Annotated in this window: 11 protein-coding genes; 4 read left to right on the top strand and 7 right to left on the bottom strand. The window is 40.4% G+C overall.

All coding sequences use genetic code 11. The features are described from left to right. Window positions 1-80 precede the first annotated feature (80 nt). Window positions 81-1,154, top strand: coding sequence for an IS5 family transposase (locus HOL16_03630; protein MBT5389786.1), 1,074 nt, complete (start codon window positions 81-83; stop codon window positions 1,152-1,154). A 171-nt stretch (window positions 1,155-1,325) separates the two neighbouring features. On the opposite strand, the gene HOL16_03625 is transcribed toward HOL16_03630, so the two are convergent. Continuing rightward, window positions 1,326-1,529 carry a 30S ribosomal protein S21 gene (locus HOL16_03625; GenBank protein ID MBT5389785.1) on the bottom strand — a complete coding sequence of 68 codons (204 nt, stop codon included), beginning with the start codon at window positions 1,527-1,529 and terminating at the stop codon, window positions 1,326-1,328. 176 nt (window positions 1,530-1,705) lie between these two features. On the opposite strand from HOL16_03625, the gene trxB reads away from it, so the two are divergent. Then, a complete protein-coding gene (gene trxB, locus HOL16_03620) occupies window positions 1,706-2,647 on the top strand; it encodes a thioredoxin-disulfide reductase (protein ID MBT5389784.1) in 942 nt (313 codons plus the stop codon). A 106-nt stretch (window positions 2,648-2,753) separates the two neighbouring features. Here trxB and HOL16_03615 read toward each other — a convergent pair whose 3' ends face one another. Then, window positions 2,754-4,100: a peptidoglycan DD-metalloendopeptidase family protein gene (locus HOL16_03615; GenBank protein ID MBT5389783.1), complete on the bottom strand. Its 1,347-nt coding sequence runs from the start codon at window positions 4,098-4,100 to the stop codon at window positions 2,754-2,756. A gap of 207 nt (window positions 4,101-4,307) precedes the next feature. On the opposite strand from HOL16_03615, the gene HOL16_03610 reads away from it, so the two are divergent. Further along, entirely contained in the window at window positions 4,308-5,246 is a 939-nt protein-coding gene (locus tag HOL16_03610) for a hypothetical protein (GenBank protein MBT5389782.1), read from the top strand. Between the two features lie 213 nt (window positions 5,247-5,459). Beyond that, entirely contained in the window at window positions 5,460-6,272 is an 813-nt protein-coding gene (locus HOL16_03605) for a cation transporter (protein MBT5389781.1), read from the top strand. A 44-nt stretch (window positions 6,273-6,316) separates the two neighbouring features. Here the strand turns inward: HOL16_03605 and HOL16_03600 are convergent, their stop codons facing one another. The 5 genes from HOL16_03600 to HOL16_03580 all read right to left on the bottom strand — a co-directional run bounded on the left by HOL16_03600 (window position 6,317) and on the right by HOL16_03580 (window position 10,403). Beyond that, complete coding sequence (locus tag HOL16_03600) at window positions 6,317-7,090, bottom strand: hypothetical protein (GenBank protein ID MBT5389780.1); 774 nt, start codon at window positions 7,088-7,090, stop codon at window positions 6,317-6,319. A gap of 15 nt (window positions 7,091-7,105) precedes the next feature. After that, window positions 7,106-7,855, bottom strand: coding sequence for a glycosyltransferase family 2 protein (locus tag HOL16_03595; GenBank protein ID MBT5389779.1), 750 nt, complete (start codon window positions 7,853-7,855; stop codon window positions 7,106-7,108). 10 nt (window positions 7,856-7,865) lie between these two features. Further along, window positions 7,866-8,504 (bottom strand): polysaccharide deacetylase family protein, encoded by a 639-nt coding sequence (locus tag HOL16_03590; GenBank protein MBT5389778.1) that lies wholly within the window; start codon window positions 8,502-8,504, stop codon window positions 7,866-7,868. A gap of 43 nt (window positions 8,505-8,547) precedes the next feature. Further along, complete coding sequence (locus HOL16_03585) at window positions 8,548-9,204, bottom strand: hypothetical protein (GenBank protein ID MBT5389777.1); 657 nt, start codon at window positions 9,202-9,204, stop codon at window positions 8,548-8,550. Between the two features lie 77 nt (window positions 9,205-9,281). Next, window positions 9,282-10,403, bottom strand: coding sequence for a hypothetical protein (locus HOL16_03580; GenBank protein ID MBT5389776.1), 1,122 nt, complete (start codon window positions 10,401-10,403; stop codon window positions 9,282-9,284). Window positions 10,404-10,550: the final 147 nt, after the last annotated feature.

The following is a 10,550-nucleotide window of genomic DNA, read 5'->3' as shown; positions in this document are numbered from 1 at the left end:
TGGGCGCCTCTATTAACCTCTAGACATGACGTAAACATCTGATATAAAGAGATAGTTGGTTATTTTTGGAGGGTTTATAAATGTCACAGCCAGGATTTTTTGATGTTGAGAATAGATTGGAAGCGCTATCTGAGTTTGGTGATCCTTTAGAAAAACTCTCAGAGGTGGTGGACTTTGAGCAATTCAGAAAGACCATCAACCGCTCCATTGCGTTTATTGTGTCTAGGAAGGGCGGTCGGCCTCCATGGGATTCAGTTATAATGTTCAAGATCCTCATTCTTCAGACGCTCTACAACATCTCTGATGAACAGCTGGAATTCCAAATTAAGGATCGGCTTTCATTTCAGAGATTTTTAGGTCTCTCATTAGGAGATAAAGTTCCAGATGCCAAGACTATCTGGCTATGGAGAGAACGCTTCAAAAAGCACAAACTCATGGACAAGATCTTTCGCAAGTTTGATCAGGAACTGAAGAACAAAGGTTATTTGGCGATGTCAGGACAGATCATTGATGCAACCATAGTGAAAGCCCCACGCCAGCAGAATACGAAAGAAGAAAAAGACACCATTAAAGAAGGAAAGGTTCCTGAAGATTGGAAGGATAAGCCCCATAAATTGTCCCAAAAAGATTTGGATGCTCGTTGGATCATGAAGTATAAGAAAGCAAAGATGAAGGCTGGCGAGAACGCCATCGATATAGCTATACCTCAATTTGGGTATAAGAACCATATCTCAACAGATAAACGCCATGGATTGATTCGTCGCTTCGAAGTGACAGCGGCAAATATGTATGATGGTCATGTGTTTGAAGAATTGCTGGATCCAGACAATACGGCAAGCCCAGTGTATGCAGATACGGCCTATGGGTCGAAGAAGAACAGGGACTTGTTGGAAACAAAAGGGCTGAGGAGTGAGATATGCCTCAAGAAGCCCCGTGGAAAAGCGATGTCAAAGAATGTGAAAAAAGGAAACAAGAAGCGAGCGTCAATCCGTGCCCATGTGGAGCATGTGTTTGCGGTTCAAAAGGATAAGATGGACCTCTTTGTTCGCACCATCGGTATAGAGCGTGCCCGCGTGAAGGTGGGGTTGGCGAATTTGGTCTACAACATGAAACGGCTTACCTTCTTGGAGCGCCAAGTCGTTTTCGCAGGATAAGCATGCCCAAAATCTAAGAAATAGGGGCTAATAGAGGCACTAAAGCGAGAAAAACACCCCTTATCCCTTCCTCTTGCTCAAAATTATGCGACTTCAATTGCTGGTTGTGACAAAATCATGCTTGATAGAGGCGCCCGGCTTTTTACTTTTGGTACTTAATCTCAAAGGAGACTAATACCCTTCACGCTCTAAGCGCTTACGCAAAAGCTTGCGATTGCGACGCACGGCCTCTGCCTTCTCGCGAGCGCGCTTAACAGAAGGCTTTTCGAAATGACGTCTTAACTTCATTTCACGAAAGATACCCTCCCGCTGCATCTTCTTTTTCAAGACTTTTAAAGCTTGATCGATGTTATTATCACGTACATGAACTTGCACTAAAATCAACTCCTTTCAAAAAATGTTATTCTAATCCAAGTTAGCCCTATCTGTATAACCATTCTTCTCTTAGAAGAAAAGAAAAAAATACATAAACGCCCCTCAAAAACTCTTACGTGCAAGAAAATATCCTGATAGTGTTCCGTCTAATCTTCTATCAGAAAAGGTTTCTTCGTATGTCAAAGTCTTATCATTCCAAAGTTATTATTATAGGTGGTGGCGCGGCAGGATACACTGCAGCAATCTACGCAGCCCGCGCAAACCTCAACCCAATTCAAGTTCTTGGCTTTCAACCTGGGGGCCAACTTATGATAACAACAGATGTGGAAAATTACCCCGGCTTTGCAGACACCATTCAAGGTCCATGGCTGATGGAGCAAATGCAAGCCCAAGCTAAAAAAGTAGGGACGGAGATGTTCTATGACACCATTTCTAAAGTGGATTTCTCCAAAAAACCCTTCACATGCATCGGAGATTCAGGAGATACATATACGGGAGATACTGTCATTATTGCAACGGGTGCCCAGGCACAATGGCTCGGGCTTGATAGTGAAGTAAAATATCAAGGGTTTGGTGTTTCCGGATGTGCCACCTGTGATGGCTTCTTTTTCCGAGATAAAACCGTAGCCGTTATTGGCGGGGGAGATACAGCTGCCGAAGAAGCTATTTTCTTGACCCAACATGCTTCCCACGTAACCCTCATTCACAGACGAGATCAACTCCGTGCTGAAAAAGTCCTCCAAGAGCGCATTTTCAAACACCCTAAAATTTCCATGGAATGGGATAGTGTCTTGGAAGAAGTAATGGGAGAAGAGGATCCCCTTAAAGTCAAAAGTATCCGACTTAAAAATATCAAAACCAACAAAACGAAAACCCTGGATATAGATGGCGTCTTCATTGCTATTGGACATAAGCCTGCAACAAACGTCTTTAAAGGTCACGTGCCCCTTGATGAACAGGGCTATATCATCGTGAAACCCGGCACAACGGAGACCTCAATTCCGGGCGTTTTCTCAGCTGGTGATGTATCAGATAAAATCTACCGTCAAGCCGTAACGGCCGCCGGATTAGGGTGCATGTCTGCCCTGGAAGCAGTGAAATTCCTCCAAGACTCATAAGGGTTCAAATCTAACCACTCCTATATAGAAATCTCCCATATACAGAAGGTCGGTAGCCTTGATATTTGAATGCTGATGAGACAGCGGATATGTGGAAAACCCTACCTTAATTCACTTCAAAAGAAGCAGTCTTCACGCTTAAAAGTGAAGCTAAAACGGGTAGGTCTGACACAAGCTTATCTGTATCAGATTTGGAAGCTAAAAATTGCTTCAAGGAAGTACCGGCCAACTTACCTCGGCTCACAGACTTTAATTTTTGAGGATTTATCTGCTTACCAAAACGCAGAACTTCATAGTGCAAATGCGGCCCAGTAGAGCGCCCTGTCGTTCCAACAGCGCCAATTACCATCCCCTGTTTAAGACGCTGACCAGGTTTTACTTTTATGGTATTCAAGTGGGCGTAGGCAGTCGAAAACTCACCATTATGCCTAATACGAACATATTTTCCATAGGAGCCGTTAACGCCCGCTTTTTCCACAACCCCATCGCCTGCGCAAATAATAGGCGTTCCTCTAGGCGCGGCAAAATCAACACCCCGATGCATCTTATTGTATCCCTGGATAGGATGCTTTCGCATGCCAAAAGTTCCAGAAATCCTCGCACCATCAACTGGCGTCCTTAAAAGAGCCTTTTTCACGTGTTCGCCATTTTCACTGTAAAAAGCTGCTGTTTCGTTAGAGGGCGCAAATCTATATATATTCAGAGGTTTCCCAGAAACTGTCAGATTGGCATACAGAATCTCGCCTAACCTTTCAATACCAGACTCTTTGTCATAAAAGTGCTCCACGACAATTTCAAATTTATCCCCTTGCTTCAAATCTCTTTGAAAATCCACATCGTAACTAAACGCTCTGATGAGTTCATTTACAAACGCTGCTGGCAGCCCTCTCTCAACGGCATCTACAAAAAGGGACGTCTTAATTTCTCCCTGTATCCTTTGAATGTTTCGTGTGAATTCTATTACATTTTCGGCTACCACCATCCGGCCATTCTCGGAACGACTCACTACAATGGTTTTTTCCTGTGATGGCTGAATGGCCAACTCAACAAAATGGGTTCCACGCTCTTTATCTGTTTTATCAAGCGTAATAAGTATATCTTGCCCCGGCTTCAAATCCTTAGGATTGAAAGCACTCCCTAAAGCTACAATAGCCTCTTGAGCCTCAGAAAAAATAACGCCCGTCTTTGTCATAAGTGCAATAAGCGTATCGCCTTTTTGGACTTGGATTGTTTGTTTCGAAAGGTTATTGACCTCCAATCCTGTATCCATCGATCCAAGGGGGTTTGCTAACAATTCAGGTTCACCGCTGTTCGAGAACTGTCCATCAGACTGAAAACTCTGTGCAACCAGTGGCGCTTCGCTAAAATAACCTTTCGAAAAATCCCATACAGCTATCCCTACTGCAAATACAATACATAGACTGCCAATCAGGAGCTCACTTTGTCTTTTCATAAATCACTTCAACTTATACGCGCTTTGCTTCCATTCTATAGTTTTAATATGTTTTTTTTCAGCCCTCATGTCAACCAAATGCATACAAAATTTAAGAAAAATCTTGCAAAAATTTTAAAATAAACCGATGATACAAGGTATACGTGGGAAGTTGGGAAATTTCTCATAAAAATAAAAATGAACAATACAAAGAATATAAGGGGAGATATGAGCTTTTCACACAAATCAATACCTCAGCTAAAAGTTCGCTCTCAAGCGCAACATCAGAAGTTTCAGCATGATAACCAAACAATGTTAACGGGGATTTTAAAAATGCGAAAAATCATGATTACCTTTTTTGCCATCTTGGCAGGTGTCATTTTCTTTCAACCAAATCAAGCGATTGCTCTTCTGGGAGTTTCAAGCGATTCTCAGAACATGAGCGGGGCCTTTTTTAAGAAATCCTCCTCAGTAGAAAAAGCAGCACGCAGACGTGGTAGTGGTCGTGGTGGACACTCTAGCACTCGCAGGAGCTCTGCCTCCTCATATCAGCAGCATGCTTCAAAGCACGTACAGAGAGGAGCAGGCTATGCAAAATCCCGAGGTTATGGTGGAGGACACGGTGGTGGTGCTTCCCATCAAAGTAAAAGTTCCATGCTTGGCGGCTTTTTGAAAAAAGGTATAGGCGCAGCACAACAGGTTGCTTCTTCTCCCCAGGCTCAACAGATGGCTAGGGGAGCAGGACAAGCAGCGTTTGGGGCAGCAAGTAGCGTTGTACAGCAAAAAACTGGATATGATCTCCAGGGTGCTGCAAGAGGTGCCGGAAGAATTGCTGCTCGGGCTCAACGTTCTGCACAGTGTTATGATCTTGGCTCTTGTGTACAAGTCATCGGTGGGCTCGTTGAAGAAATGACTCCATATGCAGATGATGAGTGTAATGATTGCCCTGCATGCGCCAATGAGAAAGGTGACATATGTGAGCAAGCTGCCATATACATGGGAGAAGAATACACCCCCTGTGAATGTGATGATGAAGAGCAAGGCTATGATGATGAGTCTGAAGAAGATGAGGGTCAGGATGACGAGGAAGACTATGGCGATGAGGGCGATGAGGACGAAGAGCCAGTCGGAACCGGAGAAAGCGATGAAGAAGATGCAGCCTGGTAAAGAATCCTGGAACAATAGCTTCTGATGGGATATCCCCTCCTGAAATAAGAGGGACAATTCCTTGACAGTTTAACGAATGATTGAAGTAAAGAACCATCTCCTGTACAAAGGAGGTGGTTTTTTATTTCGGCTGAGGAACACGTGTCACATCATCATACCCATGCAAACAATGAGCGTCGTCTCTTTTGGGCCTTTTTCCTAACCACAGGAATTATGGTGATCGAAGTGCTTGGAGGAATTGTTTCCGGTTCTTTGGCTCTCTTAGCTGACGCGGGACATATGCTAACAGATTCTGTGTCATTGGCTCTTTCTTGGCTTGCTTTTCGCATTGCCAGAAAGCCATCTGATACACAGCGCACTTTTGGATATCAGCGTGCACAAGTTTTAGCTGCCTTTGTAAATGGGGTCTCCCTCATTCTACTCGTAGGCTGGATAGTTAAAGAAACCATTGAACGCCTGCTTCAGCCCACCGAAGTCCTAGGAGACATCATGTTTGTGGTCGCCCTGTTGGGCCTCGTGGTCAATATTATCGCCTTTGTCTTGCTCCACGGAGGATCTAAAGACAACCTTAACATTCATGGTGCCCTTCTCCACGTATTAGGAGATCTATTGGGATCCGTGGCAGCCATCGTGGCGGCACTCATAATTATGTGGACAGGATGGATGCCCATTGACCCACTCCTGTCGGTTCTTGTTGCCCTTCTCATTTTCAAAAGCGCCTGGGGGCTTGTGAAAAAGTCCGTTCATGTTCTTTTAGAGGGCGTGCCCGATTGGTTAGACATTGATGACTTTAAAAAAGAGCTCAAAAAAAAGGTGCCCCTTGTCCAAGGTGTCCACCACGTCCATGCGTGGTGTCTGACAAGTGAGCACCCTTTAATGACTTTGCACATCGATGTGTGCAAAGGTACGGATCATGAAAAAGTCTTAAAGTCCGTAAAATCCTTTATTAATAAGCAATTTGGCATCGACCACACCACCATCCAGATTGAAAATGGTGCATGTATCGATGGGGAGATGAAATGTTAGCGGGAGTGTTGGATTGAAGGATTATAATCAGCTCCCACAAAAAACTAGGCTCTCTTTTTAGGGAGCTGCTTTTTTTTCACACCAAGTAAGTTCTTCAAAAACCACCCCTTTTTGGGAAAGACAGGGTCCGTTATTTTATAGGGAGAAACAGTAAGGTTGAAATATTGAGCCAAGATTCGGTTTATCTTCCCCTCGGGCAAGCCTAGCTTAGCGTATGTATACTCCGGTTTCGAAGACGACTTCGTGCATTCAACTATCATACTGTCTGAAGATTTTTGTTTTTCCGTATGCTCTAACTGCGTAGAAAGATTTTTATTGTCAGGAAATCCTGTCTCACCGGGAGAGTATAACTTGATATTATCAAACCCCGCTTCTTTCAATAATTTTTCAAGTATCTGGTAGTTTAAGAGATAACGCCTTCCAGGATAGTACAATCTACTCACTAAACTCGTATTGTGACAAAAAACTGGCAAATGAGCAAAGTCTCTCCCATAGTCCCCACTCTCTCGAACCTCTTTTGAAAGGTAAGACTTTATCGCCTTATCGAAATCAAACACCACAATTCTCAAAAAACCTTTAGTGGCCAAGATACGATTCATGTTAATGAGAGCATTTCTAATTTGTACATAATTCAGCATATCTAAAGTGCCCTTAGTGTACACAAAATTTACACTCTCACTTTGCATTGGAATACTTTCTGCAATATCACACAGGAAGTCTGGCGCACCGTTCTTATTCTTTAACTCACTAATATCACTATGAACGAAATCAGATAACCTTTCGTTCCCGCAACCCACATACAACTTCTTTAATGGCATAATAATCCTTTGTTTCTAAATGGTTTTCCTGAGCAACTTCAAGCACTTTATCAAGTTAGCATATACATGAGCAAAGCTCATTTCTTTCCTGTATACAATGATAAATCTAAAAATACCAGATATTTGCCGCCAAGTATTTCTCGTCAAACTTAAACTATCATCAGTAGAAGCACGTATATAGTTATTTGGAACAATAAAAAGAGAGGCTTTCACCCTTAGAAGTTCTATTAACAAGGCTTTATCTTCACTCGTTGTTAGTTTTTCGTTATAGCCATTAACTAACATAAAAGCATTCTTTTTTATTATAATATTACTTCCACCAAACCCGGGGTTTCTTATAAATAGATTATATTTATTAAAATTTTCATACTTATTTATTTTTTCAGCCACTATTTTATTATTTTTGTACATTCGTATATCACTAATAAAACAATCCCTATCCACATCAGAAATATGGTCATTTGCTATTTCTATGTAATTCTCAGGCCATTGATCGTCGTCATCTAAAAAGGCTAGGTATTTTCCTGAAGCTATATTTGCACCACAATTACGCGCTTTTGATACTCCGACGTATGGTTCAATATTAATAATTTTCAATTTTTCAGAATATTTTTTGATAAGAGAAAAATTTTCCTTATCAATTTTTTCACGCCCATTATTTACAATAATAATTTCACTCACTTCGTATGTTTGCCTTGTTACAGATTCCACTGCATTTCTTAGAGAAATAAAACGATCACACGTGGGAATAATTACAGAAAACAAGGGCTTACTCCTAAAATAGTCTCAAAAGAAACTTATCGGCAAAAGTTAAATCTTGATTAAGCACAAGCTTTTGAAACAAATAACTAAACTTCGTGTCTGGAGGAACAATACGTGGAATTTCTAAATGATTCTTAGAAGAGTTATGATAGTAGCCCCTATTATTTGCAAAACATATTGGATAGTAGGCTCCTATTTTTTCTAAGACCGCCGAAGTATAATGCTTGGTTTTTTTTCCAAATGGGATTGCGAATAAACCACAAGATGTTCCCAACTTATCTTCGATAGTAGACTTAGAGTAAGAAAGCTCATGATCTAAATCTTTATCACTCAGGTTTATTAAGTTTGGATGGTTCACCGTATGGGATCCAATAGAAAATTGCCTATATTCTACTAGCTCTCGTAGCTGTTGCCATGTCATATAACCTTTTCTACCAACCCAATTTGTGACGATAAAGAAGATTGCTGGTATTTCTTGCTGGGAAAGAATGTTCTGGGCAACCTCATACTGTGAATCGTATCCATCATCAAAAGTAAGTAATAAATCAGGGCGTTGATTATCTCCGAAGGTCTCCTCTTTCCTCTCTAGTATAGAGGAAATGTTAGAAAAACGCCCTATCCTTGTAAGGTTTTGTATTTGAAAATTAAACACCTTTTCACACTTTATCTCGTGATAGTTCAAAATAGCTGCAAAACTAGAGTCCATTATGCTCACACCAACGTAAAATCTCCGCATATTTCTCTTTTCTCTTGGAAGTTAACCTTCCAAGAACTACATCTGCATCATACTCAAAGAAACATCTCGAGACAGCGTATAAAACCCTCGAATTTTTTGTAAGGAGCCGTTCTCCATGGAATTCCTGCACAGCTTGGAACCAACTGTTCACGTTGCTGTTATAAATATACCCCATAAGTTCGAAGTGAACACAATCGTAGCTATTCCAAAATTCTTGTGAGTAGTTCCTCCAATCTATAATCTTTGTCTCATTATCCTTAGAAAAAATATTTTCTATATGTAAATCTCCATGAATAGAAGATACAGGAATATTCGTTGCCATTAATTTTTCGACAAAAGTGCTGCCAAACTGTCCTAAAAACGCTATAAAATTATCAGAGAAAGTTTTATAAAAAGGCAAAGAAGGAGTCTGTTCCTCGGATCTTTGTAGAATCGAACTTCTCAGTTTCTGAATTTCCTCAGCCGTGGGGGCAAACAGTTGACATGACTTTAAAGCACCCCCAAGCTTCAGACTCGCTGGATTCACATAGGAAGCAAAAAAATGATCTTGAGAAGCTAAAATTGTTTTTTTGTGTTCGATCCGCAGGTTTTTAGCACTATTGAATTTATATGGCATTTTACACACAGCTTTTCCACTTGAGAAAATGAGTGTGTTACTTCCATGCGATAACGAAATTTTGTATTTATTTTGTATCATTTATATTGCCTAAAGGAAATCGGCCTAAAGCAATTTTTAATAAAACTTGTATCCTCAAAAATATTTTTTGCTACAATATCAACAACTTCCTTACTAGAATTTTCAGTTGTATTAGCCACTACGAGCTTCTTTTTACCAATGTGTTTCGCCACAGCCAAAAATTTATCCTGATTCCTTTTGGTAAAATTAACAGATTCCTCCTGCTGCCTTTGAGAAATTTCCTCTGCATCACCATGTAGGAACACTACCATCTCAGGGGAAGGTAGAACTAACTTATATATAAAGTTCAGCAAAACTCCTAAAAAACCCTTCTTCTCCACATCAAAAAAAGGAAATCCAGGAAATCTATCAATAAGAATCAGCCTTCTCCCTGGGTTATTTTTCCAGAGGACAAGTCTCCTTAAAAGCAAATCTAAAGGGTATAAAAAATACCTGTACAGAATATTGCAAACTCTAGAAGAAGAGTTAGAAAAAAAGGCTCCTACAAATGGAAGTGCCCAGTTTTTCTCACCCATATACATGCAAGATGTTTTGCAGTTCATGTAGGAACACAAAGAGGCAATAGTCGTTGACTTTCCACTCCCATCTGTTCCTAAAAAAAGCACATAAATAAATTTTCTAGGAAAAAAAATGCGCCCAAATGAGCATGCAGACTGCTCTTTGAAACTAAAGAATGAATTGATTGTTGGTCTTATCGCGCCAGAAAAGGTCTCTAAATCTATTTTGGGAATACAAAATTTACTTATTTTTTCTACTAAAGTTTTTAACTCATCTTTTTCCCTTATGGAGCTCAATACGTTTAAATATTCCTTTAATTTTTCAACATGTCTGTTTTCTAAGAAACCTCTTTCAATGTAAGCAACATGAGCTAAAAATAACAAAAATTGATCCCGGATTGCGGGTACAAATAACTTATAGGAAGGTTCCAATTCTCTATTTTTTATACATAATTTCTCATTAATATATTGGTACTTACGTTTCCCATGTATGAAAGACAGATCATATTTAACATCCAAAGTAAGAATATCCGGTCCTAATACCTGGGAATAAAAATGATGATTAGGCAGATGACTTTTATCTGCTCTTTGCAACCAACCAGCCTTTGAAAGAGTTTCCAAAAATAATCTTTTATCTTCCCTGCAGACATATAAGTCTATTTCTTTGGTGCCCTCCAACTCACTAGTAGGAGTCAAAACCACGTAACGGCAGGACTTTAAATTTATTTTCCTGAAAAATTTTGTGTATTCTTTTCGCATATTATAAAA

This window comes from Alphaproteobacteria bacterium, assembly GCA_018662925.1.
GTDB lineage: Bacteria > Pseudomonadota > Alphaproteobacteria > 16-39-46 > JABJFC01 > JABJFC01.
The sequence above is the reverse complement of the archived record's forward strand: the minus strand, read 5'-3'. Positions and strand labels throughout refer to the sequence as shown.

What these genes read in the sequence shown, in the direction of transcription:
- HOL16_03630 (MBT5389786.1), top strand. Translation starts at nt 81, where the DNA reads ATGTCACAGCCAGGATTTTTTGATGTTGAGAATAGATTGGAAGCGCTA.
- trxB (MBT5389784.1), top strand. Translation starts at nt 1,706, where the DNA reads ATGTCAAAGTCTTATCATTCCAAAGTTATTATTATAGGTGGTGGCGCG.
- HOL16_03615 (MBT5389783.1), bottom strand. Translation starts at nt 4,100, where the DNA reads ATGAAAAGACAAAGTGAGCTCCTGATTGGCAGTCTATGTATTGTATTT.
- HOL16_03610 (MBT5389782.1), top strand. Translation starts at nt 4,308, where the DNA reads ATGAGCTTTTCACACAAATCAATACCTCAGCTAAAAGTTCGCTCTCAA.
- HOL16_03605 (MBT5389781.1), top strand. Translation starts at nt 5,460, where the DNA reads ATGGTGATCGAAGTGCTTGGAGGAATTGTTTCCGGTTCTTTGGCTCTC.
- HOL16_03600 (MBT5389780.1), bottom strand. Translation starts at nt 7,090, where the DNA reads ATGCCATTAAAGAAGTTGTATGTGGGTTGCGGGAACGAAAGGTTATCT.
- HOL16_03585 (MBT5389777.1), bottom strand. Translation starts at nt 9,204, where the DNA reads ATGCCATATAAATTCAATAGTGCTAAAAACCTGCGGATCGAACACAAA.